The organism is Pseudomonas sp. TWR1-1-3 (genome assembly GCF_049896805.1).
Taxonomy (GTDB): Bacteria; Pseudomonadota; Gammaproteobacteria; order Pseudomonadales; family Pseudomonadaceae; genus Aquipseudomonas; species Aquipseudomonas bubulae.
In genome coordinates, this window is record NZ_JAFCUZ010000001.1 from 1,438,167 (window position 1) to 1,462,928 (window position 24,762).

Annotated in this window: 26 protein-coding genes; 16 read left to right on the forward strand and 10 right to left on the reverse strand. The window is 60.0% G+C overall.

Features of this window, described 5'->3' with window-relative positions; translation table 11 throughout:
• The first annotated feature begins 98 nt into the window (after positions 1-98).
• The 5 genes from ACP7BE_RS06540 (at position 99) to lpxO (ending at position 5,431) form a co-directional block, all read left to right on the forward strand.
• Positions 99-812, forward strand: a complete 714-nt coding sequence (locus ACP7BE_RS06540) for a GntR family transcriptional regulator (RefSeq protein ID WP_095018572.1) — start codon at positions 99-101, stop codon at positions 810-812.
• A complete protein-coding gene (locus ACP7BE_RS06545; RefSeq protein WP_095001988.1) occupies positions 809-1,813 on the forward strand; it encodes an ADP-ribosylglycohydrolase family protein in 1,005 nt (334 codons plus the stop codon). The genes ACP7BE_RS06540 and ACP7BE_RS06545 overlap by 4 nt, the downstream gene beginning before the upstream one ends.
• Positions 1,814-1,911: 98 nt before the next feature.
• Complete coding sequence (locus tag ACP7BE_RS06550) at positions 1,912-3,375, forward strand: purine-cytosine permease family protein (protein ID WP_095001989.1); 1,464 nt, start codon at positions 1,912-1,914, stop codon at positions 3,373-3,375.
• Positions 3,368-4,297 (forward strand): PfkB family carbohydrate kinase, encoded by a 930-nt coding sequence (locus tag ACP7BE_RS06555; RefSeq protein ID WP_138738239.1) that lies wholly within the window; start codon positions 3,368-3,370, stop codon positions 4,295-4,297. The genes ACP7BE_RS06550 and ACP7BE_RS06555 overlap by 8 nt, the downstream gene beginning before the upstream one ends.
• 234 nt (positions 4,298-4,531) lie before the next feature.
• Positions 4,532-5,431, forward strand: a complete 900-nt coding sequence (gene lpxO / locus ACP7BE_RS06560) for a lipid A hydroxylase LpxO (RefSeq protein WP_095025807.1) — start codon at positions 4,532-4,534, stop codon at positions 5,429-5,431.
• 102 nt (positions 5,432-5,533) lie between these two features.
• Here the strand turns inward: lpxO and copD are convergent, their stop codons facing one another.
• Positions 5,534-6,382: a copper homeostasis membrane protein CopD gene (gene copD, locus ACP7BE_RS06565; RefSeq protein ID WP_426105222.1), complete on the reverse strand. Its 849-nt coding sequence runs from the start codon at positions 6,380-6,382 to the stop codon at positions 5,534-5,536.
• A gap of 4 nt (positions 6,383-6,386) precedes the next feature.
• Positions 6,387-6,761 (reverse strand): copper homeostasis periplasmic binding protein CopC, encoded by a 375-nt coding sequence (gene copC / locus ACP7BE_RS06570; protein WP_426105224.1) that lies wholly within the window; start codon positions 6,759-6,761, stop codon positions 6,387-6,389.
• 109 nt (positions 6,762-6,870) lie between these two features.
• Here copC and ACP7BE_RS06575 point away from each other — a divergent pair, with 109 nt between their 5' ends.
• Complete coding sequence (locus tag ACP7BE_RS06575; protein WP_095018568.1) at positions 6,871-7,416, forward strand: histidine phosphatase family protein; 546 nt, start codon at positions 6,871-6,873, stop codon at positions 7,414-7,416.
• A 1-nt stretch (position 7,417) separates the two neighbouring features.
• Here ACP7BE_RS06575 and bkdR read toward each other — a convergent pair whose 3' ends face one another.
• Positions 7,418-7,906 (reverse strand): Bkd operon transcriptional regulator BkdR, encoded by a 489-nt coding sequence (gene bkdR, locus ACP7BE_RS06580; protein ID WP_016781430.1) that lies wholly within the window; start codon positions 7,904-7,906, stop codon positions 7,418-7,420.
• A gap of 205 nt (positions 7,907-8,111) precedes the next feature.
• Here bkdR and ACP7BE_RS06585 point away from each other — a divergent pair, with 205 nt between their 5' ends.
• From ACP7BE_RS06585 to ACP7BE_RS06615, 7 genes are all read left to right on the forward strand, one after another.
• Positions 8,112-9,344: a 3-methyl-2-oxobutanoate dehydrogenase (2-methylpropanoyl-transferring) subunit alpha gene (locus ACP7BE_RS06585; RefSeq protein WP_095018567.1), complete on the forward strand. Its 1,233-nt coding sequence runs from the start codon at positions 8,112-8,114 to the stop codon at positions 9,342-9,344.
• Between the two features lie 4 nt (positions 9,345-9,348).
• Positions 9,349-10,404 carry an alpha-ketoacid dehydrogenase subunit beta gene (locus ACP7BE_RS06590; protein ID WP_016781432.1) on the forward strand — a complete coding sequence of 352 codons (1,056 nt, stop codon included), beginning with the start codon at positions 9,349-9,351 and terminating at the stop codon, positions 10,402-10,404.
• Entirely contained in the window at positions 10,405-11,685 is a 1,281-nt protein-coding gene (locus ACP7BE_RS06595; RefSeq protein WP_095001996.1) for a dihydrolipoamide acetyltransferase family protein, read from the forward strand.
• A 2-nt stretch (positions 11,686-11,687) separates the two neighbouring features.
• Positions 11,688-13,076 (forward strand): dihydrolipoyl dehydrogenase, encoded by a 1,389-nt coding sequence (gene lpdA, locus ACP7BE_RS06600; protein ID WP_426105228.1) that lies wholly within the window; start codon positions 11,688-11,690, stop codon positions 13,074-13,076.
• 183 nt (positions 13,077-13,259) lie between these two features.
• The gene (locus ACP7BE_RS06605) at positions 13,260-14,645 is read left to right on the forward strand and encodes a nucleobase:cation symporter-2 family protein (protein WP_095018566.1); all 1,386 of its coding nucleotides are present in this window, start codon (positions 13,260-13,262) and stop codon (positions 14,643-14,645) included.
• Between the two features lie 142 nt (positions 14,646-14,787).
• The gene (locus ACP7BE_RS06610; RefSeq protein WP_153328377.1) at positions 14,788-15,051 is read left to right on the forward strand and encodes a helix-turn-helix domain-containing protein; all 264 of its coding nucleotides are present in this window, start codon (positions 14,788-14,790) and stop codon (positions 15,049-15,051) included.
• On the forward strand, positions 15,014-15,349 hold the full coding sequence (locus tag ACP7BE_RS06615) for a DUF6388 family protein (protein WP_095002000.1): 336 nt from the start codon (positions 15,014-15,016) through the stop codon (positions 15,347-15,349). The genes ACP7BE_RS06610 and ACP7BE_RS06615 overlap by 38 nt, the downstream gene beginning before the upstream one ends.
• A 14-nt stretch (positions 15,350-15,363) precedes the next feature.
• On the opposite strand, the gene ACP7BE_RS06620 is transcribed toward ACP7BE_RS06615, so the two are convergent.
• The 5 genes from ACP7BE_RS06620 to ACP7BE_RS06640 are packed head-to-tail and all read right to left on the reverse strand — an operon-like array spanning position 15,364 to position 20,086.
• The gene (locus ACP7BE_RS06620) at positions 15,364-15,951 is read right to left on the reverse strand and encodes an ATP-binding cassette domain-containing protein (protein WP_095002001.1); all 588 of its coding nucleotides are present in this window, start codon (positions 15,949-15,951) and stop codon (positions 15,364-15,366) included.
• Entirely contained in the window at positions 15,944-16,735 is a 792-nt protein-coding gene (locus ACP7BE_RS06625; RefSeq protein ID WP_426105231.1) for an ATP-binding cassette domain-containing protein, read from the reverse strand. Before ACP7BE_RS06625 ends, ACP7BE_RS06620 begins: the two co-directional genes overlap by 8 nt.
• Positions 16,735-17,541, reverse strand: a complete 807-nt coding sequence (locus ACP7BE_RS06630) for an ABC transporter permease (RefSeq protein ID WP_095002003.1) — start codon at positions 17,539-17,541, stop codon at positions 16,735-16,737. The genes ACP7BE_RS06625 and ACP7BE_RS06630 overlap by 1 nt, the downstream gene beginning before the upstream one ends.
• Positions 17,538-18,509 carry an ABC transporter permease gene (locus ACP7BE_RS06635; RefSeq protein ID WP_232527677.1) on the reverse strand — a complete coding sequence of 324 codons (972 nt, stop codon included), beginning with the start codon at positions 18,507-18,509 and terminating at the stop codon, positions 17,538-17,540. The genes ACP7BE_RS06630 and ACP7BE_RS06635 overlap by 4 nt, the downstream gene beginning before the upstream one ends.
• Positions 18,506-20,086, reverse strand: a complete 1,581-nt coding sequence (locus ACP7BE_RS06640) for an ABC transporter substrate-binding protein (protein WP_095018563.1) — start codon at positions 20,084-20,086, stop codon at positions 18,506-18,508. Before ACP7BE_RS06640 ends, ACP7BE_RS06635 begins: the two co-directional genes overlap by 4 nt.
• A 241-nt stretch (positions 20,087-20,327) precedes the next feature.
• Here ACP7BE_RS06640 and ACP7BE_RS06645 point away from each other — a divergent pair, with 241 nt between their 5' ends.
• Entirely contained in the window at positions 20,328-20,819 is a 492-nt protein-coding gene (locus ACP7BE_RS06645) for a hypothetical protein (protein WP_095002005.1), read from the forward strand.
• A 63-nt stretch (positions 20,820-20,882) separates the two neighbouring features.
• On the opposite strand, the gene ACP7BE_RS06650 is transcribed toward ACP7BE_RS06645, so the two are convergent.
• A complete protein-coding gene (locus tag ACP7BE_RS06650; protein ID WP_095002006.1) occupies positions 20,883-21,779 on the reverse strand; it encodes a DMT family transporter in 897 nt (298 codons plus the stop codon).
• 130 nt (positions 21,780-21,909) lie between these two features.
• On the opposite strand from ACP7BE_RS06650, the gene ACP7BE_RS06655 reads away from it, so the two are divergent.
• Positions 21,910-22,347 carry an Lrp/AsnC family transcriptional regulator gene (locus ACP7BE_RS06655; RefSeq protein WP_095002007.1) on the forward strand — a complete coding sequence of 146 codons (438 nt, stop codon included), beginning with the start codon at positions 21,910-21,912 and terminating at the stop codon, positions 22,345-22,347.
• Positions 22,348-22,359: 12 nt separating this feature from the next.
• Here the strand turns inward: ACP7BE_RS06655 and ACP7BE_RS06660 are convergent, their stop codons facing one another.
• Positions 22,360-23,691, reverse strand: coding sequence for a PLP-dependent aminotransferase family protein (locus ACP7BE_RS06660; RefSeq protein ID WP_095019512.1), 1,332 nt, complete (start codon positions 23,689-23,691; stop codon positions 22,360-22,362).
• 98 nt (positions 23,692-23,789) lie between these two features.
• Here ACP7BE_RS06660 and ACP7BE_RS06665 point away from each other — a divergent pair, with 98 nt between their 5' ends.
• Positions 23,790-24,686, forward strand: a complete 897-nt coding sequence (locus ACP7BE_RS06665) for a DMT family transporter (protein ID WP_095002009.1) — start codon at positions 23,790-23,792, stop codon at positions 24,684-24,686.
• Positions 24,687-24,762: the final 76 nt, after the last annotated feature.

A 24,762-nucleotide genomic window follows, 5' to 3' on the forward strand; every position in this document is an offset into this window, starting at 1 on the left:
TCCCTGCCCTTCGACGTTCGCTTTCGGCCAATCATTGTCCGACTGGATTCAGAGGGCGAATATTGCCGAACCGACAATGCTGAGCTATTACTTTCGGCATGATCAAACAGGTTCGATTCAATAAAAAACAACGGGTGGTAGACGAACTCGTCCACCGTATCGAAAGCGGGCTTCTGGCAGACGGTCACCTGCTGCCGGAAGCAGACCAATTGGCTCAAGAACTGCGTGTCAGCCACAGTACGTTGCGAGCAGCACTGGCCGAACTGGAAAAGCGAAAATACATTGCCAAACGCACCGAGGGCGGCGCCATCGTCACCTACGACGGTATTACGCTCGACCAAAACAACGGCTGGACACAGGCCCTGGCCAACACCGGCGCCCGTATCCACACCGAGCTGCTGCGACTCGAGGCCATAGAGCGTGCGGACCTCCTGCATCGCTTCGGCTTGAGCCAGTTCGTGATCCTTGAGCGCCGCCGTCGCCGCGATGATGGCACTGCGATTTCTCTGGAACGCTCGTTCGTGCCCGCAACAGGTGGCCTGGAAGGTCTGCCACGTATAGGGCTGATTGACGACTCGCTCACCATTACGCTGGCGGCCTATGGCTTTGTCGGTGATCGTGGCGACCAATGGATTGGCGCCGAGCCGCTCGATGAAGAAGACGCACTATTGCTCGGCCGCCCCGCCGGCACGGTTTTTCTCAAAGCCCTGCGCACCACCTACGACCGCCAAGGACGCTTTATGGAAATGGTCGAGAGCTGGCTGGATCCTGTGCACTTTCGCATGTACCACTCATTTGGCACGCCAACATGACGCAGCCGGATCTCGCCCTTGGCGCACTGTACGGCCTGGCCCTGGGTGATGCGCTGGGCATGCCGACCCAATCGTTCAGTCGCGGACAGATCCAGGCCCGCTTCGGGCGCATTACAACCCTTGAGAATGCCCCGGCCGATCAACCCATTGCGCCAAATATGCCCGCGGGCTCAATCACCGACGATACCGAGCAGGCAATACTGGTCGGCCAACTGCTGGTTGAAGGCAAAGGCAATATTGACCCCCACCAACTTGCCCGGCGCCTGATCAGTTGGGAGTCCGGCATGCGGGCCAAGGGTTCCCAGGACCTTCTGGGGCCATCAACCAAGCGCGCAATCGAGATGATCCTCGCTGGCCACAGCCCCACCGAATCGGGCCGCTACGGCACCACCAACGGCGCGGCCATGCGCATTGCTCCGGTAGGTATCGCCAGCGATATCAACCAGCCGGAACGCTTCATCCATTGTGTGGTTCAGGCGTGCCAGGTGACGCACAACACCAGCCTGGGGATTGCCAGCGCAGCCGCAGTGGCCGCCGTCATCTCCAGTGGCATAAACGGTAAAAAACTTGAGCACGCCCTCAATGCTGGCACTGAAATGGCCTTTATCGCCGAACACCAGGGTCACTGGGTTGCCGGGGGCCGCATCGGCCCGCGTATTCGCTGGGCCAGGCAGGCCAGCAGCGAGTGCAACCCCGACAATTTTGGCGACCTGCTCTATGACGTGATTGGCACTTCGGTCGCCTCCCAGGAGTCCGTAGTAGTCGCCTTTGCCCTTGCCCAACGCGTGGCCAGCGCAGGGCTGAACCGTTTCGATGCCCTGTGCATGGCCGCCAGCATCGGTGGCGACACCGACACCATTGCCGCCATCCTCGGTGCCATGCTTGGTGCCTGTGGAGGAATGCAACAGTGGCCCGCGACACTGATCGAACAGATCACAAGGGTCAACGACCTGCATCTGCAGCCTCTGGCACGCGATCTGTTAGCCCTGCGCCTTGCGTAAAAAACCTGCCATGGACAGCAACACGACGGGCCTGGCACAAAGTCAGCGCCACACACAGCCTGCGACAACGATAACAAGCGCATCAGGAGCCATACGCCATGACTTCCCCTGACCCCGGGCACAGTGCCGGGCAACTGGAAACACGCGGCATCGAGCCGGTTCCCGAAAACGAGTGCAACGGCAACCCCGGGCAGCTGTTCTGGGTATGGTTTGCTGCCAATATCAGCATCCTCGGCCTGCCACTGGGCGCCACGCTGGTGGCCTTCCATCAACTGGCCATCTGGCAGGTGGTCATCGTCGCCTTGATCGGGGCTGGCGGCTCGTTCGCCCTGGTCGGCGTCATCTCCATCGCCGGTCGACGGGGCCGAGCACCAAGCCTGACCCTATCGCGAGCTATATTCGGCGTACGGGGCAATATAGGTCCTACGCTGGTTTCACTGATTTCCCGTGTCGGCTGGGAAACCGTAAACACCACCACCGCGGCATTTGTGCTGCTGGCCTTGTCTTCAATCCTGTTCAATACCCCCACCGAAGCCAAAAGCGCACCGGTGCTCACCCTGGTGTTTATCGCCCTCTTCACCCTGCTGACCCTTGCGGTTTCAGGCCTGGGCCACGCCACGCTGCTGCTGATCCAGAAGTGGGCAACTTATGTGTTCGGCGCGCTCAACCTGCTGGTCGGCGGTTTTCTGTGCGCCACCATCGACTGGCCAGGCGTCTTCAGCGCCAGCCCGGCACCCGTCAGCGCCGTGATTATCGGGATTGGCATCATGGCCGCGGGCACCGGTATCGGTTGGGCCAACGCCGGGGCTGACATGTCGCGCTACCAAAAATCCAGCGTCAGCGCCGCGCAACTGGTGGCCAGCGCAGCCTGGGGCGCAGGGATTCCACTGGTTCTGCTGATTACTCTGGGGGGGTTGCTGACGGTCGGCAACCACGCGCTGGCATCCGCAACCGACCCCATTGCAGCAATCCGCAGCCTGCTGCCCTCCTGGATGGCGGTTCCCTACCTGGTCAGCGCCTTTGGCGGCCTGTTGCTGTCCAATCATCTGTCCGTCTATTCGGCCGGTCTCACTACCCTGACCCTGGGTGTAAGGATCAAGCGGGTGCAGGCCGTCGTCGTGGATATCGTGGCGATTTTCTGTGGTTCGATTTACTTCATGCTGTTTGCCGACAGCTTTTACGGCCCTTTCATCACTTTTATTTCACTCACTGCCATCCCGATTACCGCCTGGGTAGCGATTTTTGTCGTCGACCTGCTGCACCGTCACTGCTACAGCGCCAACGACTTGCTCAACGTCAGCCCCAGCAGCGCCTACTGGTACAGCGGCGGCATCGAATGGCGGGCCTTGAGTGCCTGGGCCGTGGCCCTGCTGCTGGGGTTATGCTTTACCCGGGTTGGCAGCAACGATGCCGACTGGTTTACCGGCCCGCTCGCCGATTCCTGGCTGGGCCACAACGGCCTCGGCTGGGTCGTGACTTTCATCGTGGCTGGCGGCCTGTATGCGCTGCTGGGCGGCGCCAGAGACCGCCGCCTGCCAGCACAGGACAGCGCCCATGCCTAGATTGCTGCACACAGGCCAGGTGATCATCGATCTGGCCATGAGCCTGGACACACTGCCCGCCTCCGGCGGCGACGCGCTGGCCCACAGCGCCAGCTTTCACGCCGGTGGCGGGTTCAACGTAATGGCCGCTGCCCAGCGCAACGGCCTGCAGAGTGTGTACCTGGGGCGTCATGGTCAGGGACAGTTCGGTGACATGGCTCGCCAGGCCATGCATGCCGAGGGCATACATATGACCCTGCCAGTAGACCCGCATAAAGACACCGGACTGTGCGTCGCACTCACCGAAGCCAGCGCCGAGCGTACTTTTATTTCCTGCATTGGTGCCGAAGGCGGGTTGTCTGCCCACGACCTCGCGCACGTCAGCGTGCAGCCCGACGACCATCTCTATGTCAGCGGTTACAGCCTGCTCCATGTCGGCAAGGCGAGGCCGCTTTTGCAGTGGATACAGGGCCTGGCGCAGAGTGTCCAGGTGACCTTCGATCCCGGCCCGTTACTGGCCGATATTGACCCGCAACTGCTCGACGCCCTGCTCCCGCGCCTGAACCTGTGGACCGGCAACACTGCCGAAGCGCTGAGTTTTACCCATGCCCCCACACTGACCGACGCCCTGCCTGCCCTGAGCGCACGCCTGCCCACGCACTGCCTTGCGGTTGTGCGCGACGGCCCGCAAGGCTGCTGGATCAGTGACCGCCACGGTCAGCAACACATCGCCGGGTTCAAGGTGCAGTGCATCGACAGCAATGGTGCCGGGGATGCTCATACAGGCGTGCTGATTGCCGCATTGGCGGCCGGGCATCCCGCACCGCAAGCGGCGCAACGGGCCAATGCAGCAGCGGCAATCGCCGTGACCCGTCGGGGGCCTGCCACAGCGCCTGGCGCTGGCGAAATTGATCGTTTATTGGGCGAAAATGGTTTTCATTGATCGAAAAAGAATTCCCCTACATGCAAATACGACTATAGGCCTGCCCACAACAGGACTAAAGACTGTAAAAAACATCTGCAAAAACATGATGAAACGTTAGAAAATATTCAAAATACTGTTTTAACCCTAACCAGGCTCACGGAATGCAACTCCAGCGCCCGATAACTCTTCTAGAGGTCGGGCCATTTGTGCGTGTTTGCAGGGCTGCGTTTCTCCTGAATTGTGAAGATACTCTTGAAACTCATCATTATTGCTGTCTACGTCTTGTCCATCGCCTATGTCCACCTGCGGGGCAAGGTTCGCCATAAGCTCGGGCGTCAACTGAGCGATCACTCCTCCTTCCTGGCTCCGATCAACTGCTTTTTGTATCTGTTTTCCAAAGTGCCCGGCCAGCCCTACCTCAAACCTGCCGATTTCCCGGAACTGCAACCCTTGCAGGATCACTGGCAGGAAATCCGTGAAGAAGCGCGAAACCTGATGCAGGCGGGCGAGATCAAGCGTTCCGAGCAACCCAACGATGTCGGCTTCAACTCGTTTTTCAAAAGTGGCTGGAAGCGCTTTTACCTGAAGTGGTATGGCGACAACCACCCTTCGGCGGTCGAGCTGTGCCCGCGCACCATTGAGCTGCTCAACAGCATCGGTACGGTCAAGGCCGCCATGTTTGCCGAATTGCCCCCTGGCTCCAAACTGGTGCGTCACCGCGACCCCTACGCCGGATCGCTGCGTTTTCACCTGGGCCTGGACACCCCGAATGATCCGGGCTGCTATATCAACGTTGACGGCCAGAACTACGCCTGGCGTGACGGCGAGGCGGTGATGTTTGACGAAACGTTTATCCATTACGCCGAAAACACTACGGATAAAAATCGCATCATCCTGTTCTGCGATGTCGAGCGTCCGATGCAGTATCGCTGGGCCAGTGCCTTCAATCAGTGGTTCAGCCGCACAGTGATGGCATCCGCCAGTTCGCCTAACGATGCCAGTGACAAAACCGGCGCCCTGAACCGCGCATTTACCCGGTTATACAAGATTCGCCTGCGCGGCAAAGAGCTGAAAAAGCGCAATCGCACGCGTTACTACGTAGAAAAATGGTTGGTGTTCGGCGGGTTGCTGGGTGTGTTTTTGTTGGTCTAGCCTTGTAGCCGCTACGAGGCACGAAGCTGCGAAGGGCTGCGTAGCGGGCCCGCACTTTTAAACTCCTGTGGCCCTTAATGCAGCCTCGCACCTCGTCAGCCGCTACACCACCAGCGGCGGCAAGGTGCCCAGCAATGACACGGCGGCGACTGCCGCCAAGCCAAACAGCCATTCCAATGCAACGCTTCTGCGCAACAGGGTGAAGCGGCCCGCACGACTCATCAGCAGATTGAACAGCGCCAGCAGCAACATCACCCCCACCAGGGTCACCTTGATCAACAGAATCAGGGCGAAGCCTTCAAACAAAGGTGAAGGCCAGAGCGCACCGGTCAGCACGCGGGTATTGATCAGCCCGGTAAGAATAATCCCGGCGACCAACATAAACCCCAGATTGCTGAAGCGCTGCAACACAGCGCCCACGTCCTGACCGACAGGCCGCACAAGGATAAGCTGCAACCCCAACAGACCACCGATCCAGGCCCCCACACACGCCAGATGCACCCACTGGTTAAGCATCAGCAATTGCCCGCGCCAGCCATCCAGCATCGCGCCGTGACCCACCGGAGCCAACGTGCCCAGCAACAGAAAACCCAGCAACCAGATAAGGTTAAATCCGCTACGGGCATACAAGGCGAGCAACAACAGCACGCAAAACAGCAGATGAAAAGCCCACACCTGGCCGAAAAAGGTACTGCCCAACACCAGCCACAACGTCGCCGGGACCAGGGTTTCAGGCCAGCTTCCTGCCATCGAGTGGGTGGTCAACAGTAACCAGGCAAGGCCGCTGGCCAGCGCCACCCAGGCCAGCACCCGATTGACCTTAAGCAATTGGCCATCAATGTCGAAGGATGGCCATGCCCCGCGCAACAGAGGCCTGAATGCACAGGCTCCGAAGATCAGCAACACCACACTGAAATGCACAAACCGGCAGATCACCATTGCACTGAGCATCAACTCAGTTGCTCACCGTAAAGCTGTAATCGCCGGCACTTTTGTGGGTATCGACAGACACGGCGTTCCATTTGACGTTATAGCTACCCGCCGGCAACGGCTGTGCCGGTGTCACAATCAGGGTTTTCTTGTTGCCGGGTTCGGTCTTGATGCTGCTCACCGGCACCGGCGTCTGGTCATGGCTGATCACAACCTGGGTAAACGCCTGCTCCACGCCTTCACTGAACACCAGGCGCAGTTCGTTGACGCTGTTCACCGTGCTGTCGGCGGCGGGGGTCGCCTGCTCCAGATGGGCATGGGCAAACGCAGCGCCGGCCCCGGTCATCAGTGTCAGTAACGCAGCCGTATTAAGAACTTTCTTCAAAAAAGCAGCAGCCATTGCACAGTACCTTGAGAGTGAAATACACGGTCATAATACTCGCCTAAACTGATTTGAAGGGCGAGCGCAGACAACACAAACACAACGTCTCCCCCGCAAGGATTCCGGTATGCCCACCCGCCTCAGCTTTATTTGTCATGCCCGCACAGAAGCCCAGCGTCTGGGCCGCTTTGCACTGGATGAGGCGGCTGACCCGAAAGGCCTGCTGTTGGCCGCCGAATTGAGTGCCAGGCTGAAAAAGCCGGTACGCATACTCTGCGCGCCCGAAACCCGCACCCTGCAAACCGCGCAGGCACTGGGTGGCGAAATCGAGATTGTCCCGGCCCTGGGCGACTACGATATCGGCGACTGGCAGGGCCAGCGCCTGTCAGACCTGCAACAAAGCATGCCCCAGGCGCTAGCCAACTGGATCAGCAACCCCGATGCCGCGCCCCATGGCGGTGAGTCGATACAGGCCCTGTGCCTGCGGGTCAGCGCCTGGCTCGACGAGTTTCGCGAAGAGGGTCATTTTGCCGTGGTGACTCATCCTTTTGTGATCCGTGCTGCCATATTGCACGCCCTGGCAGCGAGCACTGCCTCCTTCAACCTGATTGACGTAGAGCCACTGGCGGTGGTCGACCTGCGCTTCAACGAGCGCTGGCGCTTGCGGGTGTAATTCACTCCTCCAGCGTCAGCCCGCCAGGAGGCAATGGCAGCGCAGTTTTGTAGCGCACCTGTTTGAGGGCGAAGCTGGAGCGGATATTGGCCACGCCGGGCACCTTGGTCAAAAAGTCCATCATGAAACGCTCCAGCGCCTGAATGCTGGGCACCAGCACCCGGATCAGGTAATCCGGGTCGCCGGCCATCAAGTAGCACTCCATGACTTCATGGCGATCGGATATCGCCGCTTCAAAATGCTGCAGGGCTTCCTCGACCTGTTTTTCCAGGCTCACATGGATAAACACATTGACATGCAGCCCCAGCATATCGGCGTCGAGCAGGGTCACCTGCTCGCGGATCAGGCCGCGCTCTTCCATGGCCTTGACCCGGTTGAAACAGGGCGTCGGCGACAGGTTGACCGATCGCGCAAGGTCCGCATTGGTGATGCGCGCATTCTGCTGAAGGCTATTGAGAATCCCGATATCAGTTCGATCTAGCTTGCGCATGAGACAAAAGCACCTGTTTTTTATGTTTATGCAGAATTCTTATCCTTAAACGCTGCAAAGCACAATGAACTACAGAGAAATATTCTTCGGCGTCAGGAATATGATTGTTGTAGGACAAGATCTTGGTTTTTATCAGACAGATCTTCGACAGTACTACCTAGCTCCCGCGCCTATAAACACGACAAGATCGAGCGTAGAGAAAGCCATGAATGAATATGCACCGCTGCGCCTGCACGTTCCCGAACCGTCCGGCCGCCCAGGCTGCAAGACCGACTTCAGCTACCTGCGCCTGACCGATGCCGGTCTGGTGCGCAAACCCCCGATCGATGTGGAACCTGCCGACACCGCAGACCTGGCCAAAGGCCTGATCCGTGTGCTCGACGACAAGGGCCAGGCCCTTGGCCCGTGGGCCGAAGGCGTATCGAGCGAAGTGTTGCGCGAAGGCATGCGCGCCATGCTCAAGACGCGCATTTTCGACACCCGCATGGTGGTCGCCCAGCGTCAGAAAAAAATGTCGTTCTATATGCAAAGCCTGGGCGAAGAAGCCATCGGCAGCGCCCAGGCCCTGGCCTTGAACATCGACGACATGTGCTTCCCCACCTACCGCCAGCAAAGCATCCTGATGGCTCGTGATGTGCCGCTGGTCGACCTGATCTGCCAATTGCTCTCCAACGAACGCGACCCGCTTAAGGGTCGGCAATTGCCGATCATGTACTCGGTGCGCGACTACGGCTTTTTCAGTATTTCCGGCAACCTCGCCACCCAATTCGTACAGGCGGTTGGTTGGGGCATGGCCTCGGCCATCAAGGGCGACACCAAAATCGCCTCGGCCTGGATCGGTGACGGCGCCACCGCCGAATCGGACTTCCACACTGCCCTCACCTTTGCCCACGTTTACCGCGCCCCGGTGATCCTCAACGTGGTCAACAACCAATGGGCCATTTCGACCTTCCAGGCCATTGCCGGTGGCGAGTCCACCACCTTTGCCGGACGCGGCGTGGGCTGCGGTATTGCTTCGCTGCGGGTCGACGGCAACGACTTTATCGCCGTTTACGCCGCCTCGGCCTGGGCCGCAGAGCGCGCGCGCCGCAATCTGGGCCCGACCCTGATCGAATGGGTCACTTATCGTGCTGGCCCGCACTCCACCTCCGACGACCCGTCCAAGTATCGTCCGGCCGATGACTGGAGCCACTTCCCGCTGGGCGATCCGATTCTTCGCCTCAAGCAGCACCTGATTGCCACCGGCAACTGGTCGGAAGAAGAGCACGCAGCCGTCAGTGCCGAGCTGGAAGCGGAAATCATTGGCGCGCAAAAGGAAGCCGAGCGTTTCGGCACCCTGGCAGGTGGGCAGATCCCCAGTGCCGCGAGCATGTTCGAAGACGTGTACAAGGAAATGCCCGAGCATTTGCGCCGGCAACGCCAGGAATTGGGGTTATAACCAGATGAACGACAACAATAAAATTCAGATGGAGAACGCCGTGAGTACCAGCACCATGACGATGATCCAGGCCCTGCGCTCGGCCATGGATGTGATGCTCGAGCGCGACGATAACGTGGTGGTGTTTGGCCAGGACGTGGGCTACTTCGGCGGTGTGTTCCGCTGCACCGAAGGCCTGCAGGCCAAGTACGGCAGTTCGCGGGTGTTCGACGCACCGATCTCGGAAAGTGGCATCGTCGGTACCGCCGTGGGCATGGGCGCCTATGGCCTGCGCCCGGTGGCCGAAATCCAGTTTGCCGACTATTTCTACCCGGCGTCCGACCAGATTGTTTCTGAAGCGGCGCGCCTGCGTTACCGCTCTGCCGGCGAGTTTATCGCACCAATGACCATCCGCATGCCCTGCGGCGGCGGGATTTACGGTGGTCAGACCCACAGCCAGAGCCCCGAGGCCATGTTTACCCAGGTCTGCGGCCTGCGTACCGTGATGCCATCCAACCCCTACGACGCCAAGGGCCTGCTGATTGCCGCCATCGAGAACGATGACCCGGTGATCTTCCTCGAGCCAAAACGCCTGTACAACGGCCCGTTCGACGGCCACCACGACCGTCCGGTAACCCCCTGGATGAAGCACCCGGCCAGCGCCGTACCCGACGGTTACTACACGGTCCCGCTGGACTGCGCTGCCATCGTGCGGCCCGGTACTGAAGTCACCATCCTGACCTACGGCACCACCGTTTACGTGGCCCAGGCCGCCGCCGAAGAAACCGGCATCGACGCTGAAGTTATCGACTTGCGCAGCCTCTGGCCGCTGGACCTGGACGCCATTGTCACCTCTGTAAAAAAGACCCGCCGCTGCGTTGTTGTTCACGAAGCCACCCGTACCTGCGGGTTTGGCGCCGAGCTGATCGCACTGGTTCAAGAGCACTGCTTCCACTACCTGGAAGCGCCGATCGAGCGCGTAACCGGCTGGGATACCCCCTATCCCCATGCCCAGGAGTGGGCCTATTTCCCCGGCCCGGCGCGAGTGGGTGCTGCACTACAACGGGTTATGGAGGTCTGAATGGGTACGCACGTTATCAAGATGCCGGACATTGGCGAAGGCATTGCGCAAGTAGAACTGGTGGAATGGTTTGTCAAAGTCGGTGACATGGTCAGCGAAGACCAGGTGGTCGCCGATGTGATGACCGACAAGGCCACGGTAGACATCCCCTCCCCCGTGGCCGGCAGGGTCCTGGCCCTGGGTGGCCAGCCTGGCGAAGTCATGGCCGTGGGCAGCGAACTGATCCGCATCGAAGTCGAAGGCGCCGGCAACCTGCGTGAAAGTGCGCAAGCTGGCCCTGCAGCGGAACCTGTGGTCGCCGCAGTAAAAGCCGCCCCTCAAGCTCGCGTAGAAGTGGCCGTGGTGGCCGCCCCACCGATCAAGGCGGCACCGGCACAACGATCGGCGCCTGTGGCCCGTGAAGCCAACGAGCGCCCGCTGGCCTCCCCGGCCGTGCGCAAGCGCGCCTGGGATAGCGGTATCGAGTTGCGCTTTGTGGTTGGCAGCGGCCCGGCGGGCCGTGTCCTGCATGACGACCTAGATGCATACCTGGCCCGCGACACCGCAACCAGCGTGGCACCGGCCAGCGGTTACGCCCTGCGCAACGACGAGCAACAGATCCCGGTGATCGGCCTGCGCCGCAAGATCGCCCAACGCATGCAGGACGCCAAGCGCCGTGCCGCACACTTCAGCTATGTCGAGGAAGTGGACGTCACCGCCCTGGAAGAACTGCGTGCCCAGCTCAACCAAAAATGGGGGGACAGCCGCGGCAAACTGACCCTGTTGCCGTTTCTGCTGCGGGCCATGGTCGTGGCCTTGCGCGACTTCCCGCAGATCAACGTGCGCTACGACGACGAAGCGCAAATCATCACCCGCTTTGGCGCCGCCCATATCGGCGTCGCCGCGCAAAGCGACGGTGGTTTGATGGTGCCTGTGGTGCGCCATGCCGAGACCCTCAACCTGTGGGGCGCCGCCGATGAAATCGCCCGCCTGGCCAACGCCGTACGCACCGGCAAGGCTACCCGCGAGGAACTCACCGGCTCGACCATCACCCTGACCAGCCTGGGAGCCTTGGGCGGAATTGTCAGCACACCGGTGGTCAACCTGCCCGAAGTGGCGATCATTGGCGTCAACCGCATCGTCGAGCGCCCGGTGGTGGTCAAAGGCCAGATCGTGGTGCGCAAAATGATGAACCTCTCCAGCTCCTTCGACCATCGTGTGGTCGACGGCATGGACGCGGCGCAATTTATCCAGGCCATGCGTGGCTTGCTCGAACAACCTGCCACCCTGTTTGTGGAGTGAACATGCAGCCAACCCAACACACCACGCTGCTGATTATCGGCGGCGGCCCCGGCGGCTATGTGGCGGCGATCCGCGCCGGCCAGCTGGGCATTCCGACGGTCCTGATCGAAGGCCAGTCGCTGGGCGGTACCTGCCTGAACGTCGGCTGCATCCCGTCCAAGGCCCTGATCCACGTTGCCGAACAGTTCCATGCCACCCAGCGCTACAGCACCGGTACTTCACCGCTGGGGATCAAGACCCAGGCCCCGACCCTGGACATCGGCCAGAGCGTGCAATGGAAAAACACCATTGTTGATCGCCTGACCAGCGGCGTCGGCGCTCTGCTGAAAAAGAACAACGTCAAGGTCATTCACGGCTGGGCCAAAATCCTCGACGGCAAGGCCGTTGAAGTTGGCGGCCAGCGCATCGAATGCGAACATCTGTTGCTGGCCACCGGCTCGCAAACGGTCGACCTGCCGATCCTGCCCATTGGCGGGGCGATCATTTCGTCCACCGAAGCCCTGCAGCCCACCACCATTCCCCGACGTCTGACTGTGGTTGGCGCTGGCTATATCGGCCTGGAACTGGGGATCGCCTACCGCAAGCTGGGGGCCGAAGTCACGGTGGTTGAAGCCCGTGACCGTATCCTGCCAACTTACGACAAGGACCTGACCTTGCCCGTGGCAGAATCCCTCAAGGCACTGGGGATTACCCTGTATCTGGAGCACAGCGTCGAAGGTTTCCAGGCCAGCAGCAAAACCCTGTCGATGCGTGACCGCATGGGCCAGAGCCAGACCCTGGAAACCGATCAGGTGCTGGTGGCGGTGGGTCGTCGGCCGCGTACACAAGGCTTCAACCTTGAAGCGCTGGCGCTGACCATGAACGGCCCGGCGATTCGCGTCGACAACCGTTGCCACACCAGCATGCGCAATGTCTGGGCGATTGGTGACCTGACCGGCGAGCCGATGCTGGCCCACCGGGCCATCGCCCAGGGCGAGATGGTTGCCGAAATCATTGCCGGCAAACAGCGTGAGTTCAGCCCTGCGGCGATTGCCGCGGTGTGTTTTACCGATCCCGAAATCGTCGTGGTGGGCAAAACCCCGGTTGAGGCGCAAGAGGCCGGTCTGGACTGCATCAGCGCCAGCTTTCCGTTCTCTGCCAATGGCCGGGCCATGACCCTGGAAGCCAAAACCGGCTTTGTGCGGGTTGTGGCGCGACGTGACAACCACCTGATTGTCGGTTGGCAAGCCGTAGGCGCGGGTGTTTCGGAGTTGTCGACGGCCTTTGCCCAGTCATTGGAAATGGGCGCCTGCCTGGAAGACATCGCCGGCACCATCCACGCGCACCCGACCCTGGGCGAAGCCGTCCAGGAAGCCGCGTTGCGTGCGCTGGGGCATGCGTTGCACCTGTAATCCCCCCCTTACTGTGGGAGCGGGCTTGCTCGCGATGCAGGCGACGCGGTTTATCTGATAGACCGAGTGGCTGCTATCGCGAGCAAGCCCGCTCCCACAGCAAGTCAGGCCCTGCGCAATCCAACACTGGGCGTAATGGCTCAACACCAGTAGAATCGCGCTCTTTTTTCCAGGGCGCTCGCCATGACCTCTCTTAAAACCCCGCTCGAAGCCGAGTCCCAAACCAGCGAGCTGGTCTTAGGTCTTGAAGACCGTCCCAAGCCGTGGATCGCCTTTCTGGCCGCCCTGCAGCACCTGCTGGCCATTATTGTGCCGATCGTCACCCCCGGCCTGCTGATCTGCCAGGCCCTGGGTGTGTCCAGCCGTGATACCAACCTGATTGTCTCCATGTCGCTGGTGATCTCCGGTATCGCTACCTTTGTTCAGTGCAAACGCTTTGGCCCCTTTGGCGCCGGGCTGCTGATCGTCCAGGGCACCAGTTTCAACTTTGTCGGCCCGCTGATTGCCGGCGGCGCACTGATGGTCAAGCAAGGCACGCCGGTTGAAGGCGTGATGGCGGCGATCTTTGGCGTGGTGATTGCCGGCTCGTTTGTCGAAATGGGTATCTCGCGCATCCTGCCTTTTGTAAAACGCATGATCACCCCGCTGGTCACCGGCATCGTGGTGCTGATGATCGGCCTGACCCTGATCAAGGTCGGCCTGATCAGCATGGGCGGCGGCTTCACGGCCATGGGCAACGGTACCTTCGCCAACGGCGAAAACCTGATGCTCTCGGGTGTGGTGCTGGCCATTATCGTGATCCTTAACCGCATCCCGCTGGTGTGGATGCGCAGTTGCGCCATTGTTATCGCCCTGGCCGTGGGCTACGCCCTGGCAGGCTACCTGGGCCGCCTGGACTTCACCGGCATGCACCAGGCCGAGCTGTTCCAGGTGCCAATGCCCTTGCATTTCGGCCTGGGGTTTTCCTGGGCGCTGTTTATTCCCATGCTGGTGATCTACCTGGTCACGTCGCTGGAAGCCATCGGTGACGTCACAGCCACCAGCAAAGTATCGCGCCAGCCGGTCGAAGGCCCGGTGTGGATGCAGCGCATCAAGGGCGGGGTGCTGGTCAACGGCGCCAACTCGTTTCTGGCGGGTATCTTCAACACCTTCCCGAGTTCGGTGTTTGCCCAGAACAACGGTGTCATCCAGCTCACCGGTATCGCCAGCCGCCATATCGGTGTGTGGATTGCCGGCATGCTGATCCTGCTGGGCCTGTTCCCCAGCGTTGCCGGTGCGATTCAGGCAGTGCCTGAGCCGGTACTGGGCGGTGCGGCCATGGTGATGTTCGGCGCCGTTGCCGCTTCGGGCATCAATATTCTGGCCAGCATTACCCTGGACCGCCGCGCCCTGCTGATCATTGCCGTGTCCCTGGCGCTGGGCCTGGGCGTATCGCAAGTGCCAGAGTTCCTGGCGCATATGCCTGCGGCTCTGCGTAACGTACTGGAGTCAGGTGTGGCTACAGGCGGTATCTGTGCCCTGCTGTTGAACTGGTTCCTGCCAGAAACAGAGAAAAAACCGACGTTGTAAGCGACACGGCCAGGCAGGAGTGCCTTTTGCCCTCCTGCTTGTGCTTACAAAAACGGGTCGTTATTCACCGCCCATCTTTCCCAATTTCTTCATTTGGCCTACTATTTTTTCAAACCCTTAATGCCTGACATAGGCGATGTTTATGAACACATACGGTGAGCGACTCAAACATGAGCGTTTGCGCCTGAAACTGACACAGGCACAACTGGCGGATGCGGGGGGTGTGGGGCGCCATGCACAAAGCTACTATGAGCGCGATATCACCTTGCCCCGCGCCGACTATCTGGCGGCCATTACTCTGCTCGGTATTGATGTAGTGTTCATCATCACCGGCAAGCACACCCTGCCTGTTTACGAGGAAATCAGTTGTGACCGAACCCGGCACCCGACATCAAAAAGCACTTGATCGCTTTCTCAGTGACCACCCTGAACTGGTCGTGGCGCTTGAGACATTGAACCCATTGGCCGCCCGCGCTATCGGCCAATCGATAAAGGAATATCGCCAGGAACGCTTGAACGAAGCCTTTGAGGCCGAGGCTGAGCGTCTGGGATTTTTCGCCTGGGAGCTGACCCTGCAATTGACCAGCGCCAGCCCGCAAGAATTCGAGGCCCAGCGCCTTGAAGTGCATCGCGAAGTGGCGCAAATGGCCGGCATGGAATGGGTTGAATACTGCGAACTGCATGGCCCGCTCCGTAGCAGTTGACGAGCCGTGCGAGGCTAGGGCAGCCAGATACTCGAACATACCTTCTGCAACAACGCCTTGTTGTGACTGAACACAATCATCCCCAGCTCCCGACGCCTGGTCTCTTCGAGCAAGACTTGCCACACCTGCGCCTGTACATGCGCATCCAGTTGCGCCGTCACTTCATCGGCAATCAGGTAGCGGGTGCGCGGATCCAGCGCCCTGAGCAAAGCGATACGCGCCAGTTCTCCGCCAGACAATTCGTCCGGGCGACGGGCCAACCACCCGGGGTTCACCGCCAGGCGTGCCAGCCAGGCGGCATCTGGCGACCAGGCATCACGCAGGCTCTCGCCCGTTGTGCGATAAGGGTTGAAGGTCTGTTCAGGATGCTGCGGCACCAGCTGCACCGGGCAATAGCCCTTTTTCGCAAGCGCTTTGCCATCCACGGTGATGCTGCCCGAGGTTGCTGACTGCCATTGCGCCAGCACCCGGCCCAGGGTGGTTTTGCCATAACCGCTGGGCGCCGAGATGCCCTGACGCTCCCCCGGCCGCACCTGAAACGACACACAGTCCCAGAGCTGCCGGCCATCCTGGACAATGCTTAATTGCTGGACCTCAAGCATATTCCGGCACCCGCCGGGCAAAAAACTGTTGTTCCGGCAAGGCTGCCCACAACGACTGCAACCAGGGGCTGCCGCCGTTTTCGCGCAGTTCCAGGGCACTCAGGGTTTCGTGCAGCTCGCCCTGATGCAACACAGCGATCCTGTCGGCAAAGCGCGCCGCCAGGGCCAGATCATGGGTCACCCACAAAATCCCCCGACCTTGCAGGCAAAAGCCCTTGAGATGGGTCAACAGTTGGCAGGCATGTTCGTCATCCAGCCATGAGGTGATCTCGTCCGCGAGGATATAACGCGCAGGAGTCAAGGCCGCGCAACTGGCCAGAACGCGCTTGGCCATGCCCCCTGACAACATGCGCGGGAATTCGTCCACCAGTTCTGGCTTGAGGTTGTAGTGCGTGAGCTGCTCGGCCACATCGCCAAGCCCCAGCCTGACCCCGCTCAAGTGCGCAGCACGCTGCAATTGCGGCCCGACCTTGATCAGCGGGTTCAGGGCGTTGACACCCTGGGGTACATAGCACAGGGCTTTGCCCCGCTGATTGACCTTGCCGGCCTCCCCCAGCAGCTGCCCGTCGAGCACTATTTCGCCGCGACAACGCATGTTTTCCGGGAGCAAGCCCAAGGCACTTTGCAGCAGCAGGCTTTTGCCTTCGCCGCTGGAGCCCACCAGCGCCGTCAATTCTCCGGGGCGTACTTCAAGGGAGATATTGCTCAGCAGCGGATGCCAGGTTTTATGGCCCAACCAATGATAGTGCGCAACGTCGATCGCAAACCGGTCGAATTTCAGCATCAGGTAATCCTTATCCAGAGCTGCTGCAATGCCCGTGCAAACTGGTCAAAAACCAGTACCAGGCCCACCAGAATCAAACCCGGAAAAAACGCCAGCCACCAGGCACCACTGCTCAAATACCTTAGCGCATCGGCCAGCAACAGGCCCAATGACGGATCATGGGGCGCCAGGCCGAAGCCCAGGAAACTCAACGCCGCCGAATGCAGAACTGCGTGGGGGAACATCAACAGGGTACCGACGATCCACTGCGGCATCAGCAACGGCAACAAGTGATGACGCCAGCGATAGAAGCTGCTGTTGCCCAGGCGATGGGAGAGCATCACAAAATCGGTCTCGCGGATACGCAGGATCTCGCCGCGCAGGATCAGGGCCAGGCGTGGCCAGTGGGTCAGCGCCACGGCCAGGATGACCCCCTGCTTGCCACCGCCCAAGGTGAAGCAAATCAATACCAGCAGCAACAAATGCGGCAGCGCCAGCATGCTGTCGATCAACCCGCGAATCAGGTAATCCAGGGTTTTGTTCAGCGCACACAGACTGGCGGCCAGCATCGCCAGAAAGCCGCTGCTGAACGCTGCGGTCAGGCCGATCTGCAGGCTGGTGGTCATACCCTGAAAACACCGCAGCCACAGATCACGGCCCAGGCTGTCAGTGCCAAACCAGTACTCGGCAGACGGTGGCAGGCGCCGTGCCAGCAGATCCATGGAGACATCAATATTGATGATTGAGATACCGTAGGCGATCAATCCCAGCAGCATCAGCAACGAGAGGCAGAGCCTTAGCAAGGCGCGATTGGGGTTGTAGGTCATACCTGGCGCGCCGCCCCGCGGTTAAGGCGCAGTAACAGCGCGTTGGCAATGCTGTTGCCGGTGAATACCAGCACCGCACAGAACATCACGATCCCCATCAACAATGGAATATCGCCGCGTAATCCGGCATCGATCGTGGCCTGCCCCAGGCCTGGATAAGCGAATACTTTTTCAGCCAGCAACGAACCGCCGATCAACTCCCCCACCGAGGCAAATTGCAGGCACAAGGCCGGGGTGATGGCATGGCGCAGGATATGAAAGTTGATCAGCGGCCAGCCTTTGTCGCCCTGGGCATGGGCGAAACGAATAAATTCGCTGTTCATCACTTCAGCCACCCGCGAGCGGGTATGCAGGGCGATATTGCCCACGCCCAGTACACCCAGGGCCAGCATGGGCAGGATCAAGTGTCGCAACTTGTCGCCCCAGGTTGCGGTTTCGGCATTGCTGCCGGGGGTCCAGGCGCAGCAGATCGGCGCCCAGTTGAGCGTCACGGCAAACAGTGACAGCAACAGCAGGCCAATCCAGAACGTCGGCATGGATGCCAGCACATAGGACAGGGTCGAAATAAGGCGGTCAGGCCAACGGTTCAAATAACGCCCGGCCGTCAGCCCCATGGCCAGGCCGACGATGCCGGAAAACAGCCAGGCCGAAAACAGCAGTGCAAAGGAGGTGGCAAAACGCTCTCCAATCACCTGCGAGACCGGCGCGTTATAGAGCATTGAATAGCCGAAATCGCCTTGCAGCATTTGCCCGAACCAGCGCAAAAAGCGCTCCCATAACGGCAGATCGAGCCCCCAGCGCGCCGCAATCAATGGATATTGCTCGGGCGGTACATGCAACAGATCGTTACCTATATAGGCCCGGATCGGGTCTACCGGAGAAAAACTGAGCAAGGCAAAGGTGCCCGCTGCCGTTACCAGCAGCAGGCCCAGCAAACGCAGCACAAACAGCGATAGGCCGCGGATCACCGGCAGGTCCACTTCCAGTGATCAACGCTGTTGAGCAGCGACCAGGAACCGTGGATTTCCGGGGCGCCCTTACCCAGATCGATGCACTCATCGGTGAGGTAAGTGTGCTGAACATTGAGCAACCAGGCCCAGGCGGCATCTCCTTTAACGCCGACGCCGGTTTTGCCGTCCCACTCCACTTGCTGCCAGAACGGCACCGCCTGCTGCCAGGTCGGCGCATCGAGGGCTTGCTGCAGATGCTGATCGACAACCGGGTTCTGGTAATAACCGGGGTTGTAATATTCCACGCCTGCCGCCTTGCTGCTGTAGTGATGGTAAAGCTCCATCGGGTCGAGGCTACCCCAGCCAAACAGGGTCGGATTGGCGTGCATGTTGCGCTCAACGGTTTCCCAACTGCCGGACTTCAGGTCTACGTCGATGCCCACGGGCTTGAGCATTGAGCGCACGGCCTGGGCCAGATCCCGGCGAGTGGCATCGCCACTGGCGTACCACAGGGTGATTTTGGCCGGCAGGCCGTTTTTTTCACGGATGCCATGGGCGTTTTCAATCCAGCCTGCGTCTTCCAGTATCTGCCGGGCTTTGTCGGTATCGCCATCCTTGAACAGCGCATCCGGGTTATCCCACGGTAAACCCTGCACGCCGGTGTAGGCCGGGATCGCGTGGCCTTCGAGAATCTGATCGGCAAGCAGTTGGCGATTGATGGCGTAGTTGATGGCTTTGCGGATGGCCACATCAGCCGTCACATCATTGCCAATCGGGTAGCCCTGGGCATCTTTTTTACCGGACGCGAGGGTTGGCATCACGATGCCACGGTTTTCCACACTGGGGCGAACCCACAGTTTCATGCCCGCGGCAGGCGTCACGGCCAGCGCAGGGGCGATGCGCACAATACCCAGCTGCTTGCTTTGGGCGGCAGCGAAAGCGCTGTCTTCATCCAGGAACACAAACACCAGTTTGTTGAAATCGTTCTTCTGCCCTGCGTAGTACGGGTTGGCCTCAACGATCAACTGCTGACCCGGCTGGTAGCTGACCAACCGATAAGGCCCGGCGCCAATCGGCTTTTGCGCGTAGGTTTTGGCGTCGTATTGGTCTGCCGAGACAATCCCCAGCGAACCGAGCACATTGACGAACGTGCTTTGCGGCGCCTTGAGCTCAATACGCACCGTGAGCGGATCAACCGCCTCGGCCTTGAGGAAGTTGCCCATGTCGACCTTGCCACCACTGGCCGCCGCATTGTTGTAGGTGTAAGCCACGTCCTTGGCGGTCAGTGGCGAGCCGTCGGAGAACTTGAGGTCGGGCTTGAGCTTGAGGGTCCAGGTCTTGCCATCCGCGCTGGCCTGATAATCGCTGAGGAGAAAACCGCTCCAGGACAAATCTTCGTTTTGCTTGAGCAAAGGGCTGTGCAACAGCAGATAACTGCCGTGACTCCAGCCCAGCATCGGATCAAAGCCTTCGGTCGGCTCATCACCAATGGCCAGTTGCAGGGTGCGGTCCTGCGCTGAGACAACAGGCGCTGCCAACACACTCAACAAGGCCGCAGCCACCAGGGTGTTACGCATCCATGCGGGTTTTGACATCTATCCTCCTGATATGAAATGGCCTCGGCCAAACGGGCCGTACGCAGGTTATCGCGCCCCACAGTAATAGCAGGCTGATTTTAAATAGCCAGTTATGCATCTGATTTTTTAGGGGTTTTCCAGGCGATACGTCTTACCTTGTAACAATTGCCACAGGTCAGGTTCCCCGGGCATGACTGTGCTATACCAATGGGTACGCTTATTCAGTCACGCCATACAGACACAGCTGACAGAGGTTCGCATGTTCAAAGGATTAGCCGGTCACCTCACAGAAAAAAACGTTCACTCGATCAACACCTTGCCGTCCAACAATATCGAATTGTTCGACTGCTATGCCGGTTTGATCCTGGGCCACCTGTACCGTAACTTCCCCTTGCCCATCACCCTGACTGCCGAGCGCTTTATCGACTACAAAGGCCTGGCGGACAGCAACCGCGAGGCGCTGGAAAAAGAAGAGAACCTGTTCCTGGCCACGGTCAAATGGCTGGCGGATATTGGCTACATCCACTTCGACGGCATGTCGGGCGTAGCCTTTTACGAAGTGGTTCTGACCAACAGCGGGCTGCTGATCCTGCGCGCTTACCCGGAAGGCACCGACACTGCGCCGACCCTGGGCGAAAAACTGGCGCAGTGCGTCAACAACGAAAACACCGCCGATATGAGAGCGCTGGTAACCCAGGCACTGAGTCTGGGCGTGCGCATGATCAGCCCGATGAGTCGGTCGGGGATTTAAGCCAGGCCCATCAATGCACTTGGCCATGAACGCTCACCGTGACCAAGTGCATTTAAACAGCCATTATCCTCCACTCACTACCCGCCGCCCTCCCACCCGCCACCCCAGCTGAATCCCGGCTGCCGCGATTAAAATCGCCGCCACGCCCACCCATTGCAGCGGTTCCAGGCGATGGCCAAAGGCAAACCAGTCCACAAATATCGCTGCAATGGGGTAGATAAAGCTCAGTGCTCCGATCAATGCCGTGGGCAGTTTCTGGATTGCTCCGTAGAGCAGTACATACATCAAGCCGGTATGGACTACGCCAAGCGTCAGTAAGGCGCCCCACGCCTGTGCGCCAGCAGGCAGCTCAGTGACGTTGGCCAGGGGTGCCAGCAGCAGTGCGCCGGTGCTGACCTGGATCAGCGCGATCAGGTGCGGGGGGATCCCGCGCAGGCGTTTGATGATCAGCACGGCCACGGCGTACATCAAGGCCGCACTCAGCGCCAGGGCAATCCCCAGCAAGTACTCACTGCCGCTCTCCCCTTGCCCGTGGTGGGCGCTGACGATCGCCAACATGCCCACAAACGACACCACCAGCCAGGCCAGTTTGTGCAGGGTTATTCTTTCACCCAGGAACAACGCTGCCAGACCGAGCAGGATAAATGGCTGAACGTTGTAGACCGCCGTACCAATGGCGATTGAGGCCCTGGAGTAGGACGCGAACAACAACACCCAGTTGGCAACGATGGCCACGCCGCTCAAAACAACCAGCGCAAAGGTAGTGCGGTTCAGCAGACCGCGGCGTAAAAAACCCATCCGCGCACAGATCAGCAGCAACGTCACCGCGCCAAACACACAGCGCCAGAACACCACATCCAGCACTGCTTGCCCGCTTAGCAGGACAAGCCAGCCAATGGTGCCGGAGATAAGCATGGCTGCGACCATTTCCAGCGAACCGCGTTGCGTGGTTTTGTCCATATTTGCCTCCCTCAAAGTAGGAAACAGTATGGCAATCGCGATTCATGCAGCGCCATAATCCAGAAAAGGCAATTCGTCATTTTTGCCTTTAGTGTTAAGGCATTCTGCCAATTTGGCCTAAGGAGCAAAGATGAGCGACGAGATAGATCAGCTGTTGATCAGCGCACTGATGCAAGACTCACGCAGCTCCCTGAAAACACTGGCCAGCCTCAGCGGCCTGTCGTCACCCAGCGTCGCCGAGCGCATTCGCAAGCTCGAAGAGCGCGAAGTGATCAAGGGTTACACCGTGGAAGTCGATCCCAAAGCCTTTGGCTATCAACTCCAGGCCATCATCCGCATTCGACCGCTACCGGGGCAGTTGCAGGAAGTGGAGCGCCAGATCCAGAACATCCCCCAGTTCACCGAGTGCGACAAGGTGACGGGCGATGACTGTTTTATTGCCCGTCTGCATGTGCGTTCAATCGAGCAATTGGACAGCCTGCTTGATGGCCTCAATGCTTACGCCGAAACCAATACGTCGATCATCAAAAAAAGCCCGGTCAAACGCCGGTTGCCGCCTATGGCCTGAGTGCGCCCCTCCCTAAGCATGGGCCTGAACCACCCACTTCACTTTCGCCAGGCCCTCACGCAGGGCCGTCATGCCCACCGAGCCCAGCGCCAGCCTTATCGCATGGGGCACATGGGCCGAAGTTGCAAAGGGCTGCGCGGTCGACACCGAGACCTGCTCACGCGCCAACGCCGCAACAACCTGGTCCGCCCGGGCGTCCTCTGACAGAGGCAACCAGACAAAGTAGGACGAAGGATGGCGGATCCTGTGCAACCCCGCCAACTGCTCATCAGCAATGAGCTGCCTTGCCTGTGCGTCTTTGCGCTTTTGCGACTCCAGCCGGGTCACGGTGCCATCGTCGAGCCAGGCACTGGTGATAGCGGTCATCACACCGGGAGCATTCCAGGCAGTCACTCGGATTATCCGCTCAAGGACACTGACCTTTTCTGCGGGCGCGACGATAAAGCCCACGCGTAAACCCGCTGCGACACTTTTGGAAAACCCAGACACGTAAACGGTTCTTTCCGGCGCCAAGTCAGCCAAAGACGTCGGCGGGTTATCGACCAGAAAAGCGTAGGCCGCATCTTCGATGATATGCAGATCATGTGCCCGGGCGATCGCGACCAAGTGTTGGCGCTGCTCCAGGCTCATCACCCACCCCAACGGATTGTGCAACGTCGGCATGCTGTAGACAGCACGCACAGAGCGACGGCGACACAGCCTGGCGAGGGCATCCAGATCCGGCCCGCTTTCCGTGCTCGGGATGGGCAGCAATTCAAGGTGCAGGGCCAGCGCCAGTGCCTTGAAACCTGGGTAGGTCAAGGCGTCCACCGCGATCACGTCACCAGGCTGGAGCAGTGCCATCAGCACCACGCTCAACCCGTGTTGTGCGCCGTTGACGATCAACACCTGTTCGGCGGGCACATTCAACCCGCTCCTGGCCAGGTGCCTCGCGACCGAGGCGCGCTCATGCAGGCGCCCGCCATGGGGCTGGTAGCGCAACAACGATTCCAGATCGCCAGACAACGCCAACTGCCGCAGCGCAGTACGCAACAGTTCGGCCTGGCCCGGCAAGGAGGGATAGTTGTAATTGAGATCCAGCATCCCCGCGATCACGTCGGGCTGGTCTATACCGTGGCCTGGTGGTAGCGAGGTTTCCCGGACAAAAGTGCCACGCCCGGTTTCGCCACTGACCAGCCCCATGGCCTCTAGCTCGGCATACACGCGACTGGCCGTGACCAGCGCCAGCCCTTCGCTGGCTGCGAGCTGGCGATGGGTAGGCAAACGCGTGCCCGGCGGCAAACGGCCTGAGCGGATATCGTCGGCAAACGCGTCTACCAGCAGCTTGTAGCGGGAACGGGACATCGGGCTTTGTATCCATGACAATTTTTTGATTGTCATTAATCATCAGCCCTAGGATGCATTGAATGCAATCCCGCGATTAGCCTGGAGCCTGAGACTCGATGGAACGTACTTCCCACCTGCAACACCCCACCACCGAAAAAAACCTCAGCGGCTGGATCAACGGCTTTATCGGCGTGGTCATTTTCAGCGCCTCATTGCCCGCAACCAAGGTGGCGGTGCTGGAGTTCGATCCCGTGTTCCTCACCCTGGCCCGCGCCAGTATTGCCGGGGTACTGGCCCTGGCCATGCTCGGGTTGTTCAAGGCCCGGCGGCCGCAGCGCAGCCAGCTGGTGCCCCTGCTGCTGGTGGCAACCGGGGTGGTGGTGGGGTTTCCGCTGCTGACCGCGCTGGCTTTGCAGCATGTGACATCGGCCCACACCATTGTCTTCCTTGGCCTGCTGCCGCTGTCTACCGCAGCCTTCGCCGTGGTGCGCGGGGGTGAACGGCCACGGCCGGCGTTCTGGCTGTTCTCGATCCTGGGCAGCGCGTGCGTCGTGGCCTATGCCCTGGCGCAGGGCCTGAGCGCAGCGCCCGAGGGTGACATCCTGATGCTCCTGGCAGTACTGATCTGTGGTCTTGGCTATGCCGAAGGGGCCAGGTTGTCGCGTACGCTGGGCGGCTGGCAGGTCATTTCATGGGCACTGGTGCTGTCACTGCCATTGATGGCTCCGCTGGCATGGTTGTGGGCCCCCGCTTCGTTCAAAGGTATTAGCGCACCTGCCTGGCTCGGCCTGGCTTACATCTCGATCTTCAGCATGCTGATAGGCTTTGTATTCTGGTACCGGGGGCTGGCCCAGGGCGGGATTGCCGCCGTTGGGCAGTTGCAGCTGCTGCAACCATTTTTTGGCCTGGCACTGGCTGCCACCTTGCTGCACGAGACTGTAAGCATGGGCATGTTTGGTGTTACAGCGGCGGTGATCCTGTGCGTTGCCGGGGCCAAAAAGTTCGCCCGGTAGCCTGTAGCCCCCGTGCTTGACCTCTGAGAAGTCGGTACTGACTATGCCGATGACACTTTTGGAGCGAATCGTTTCA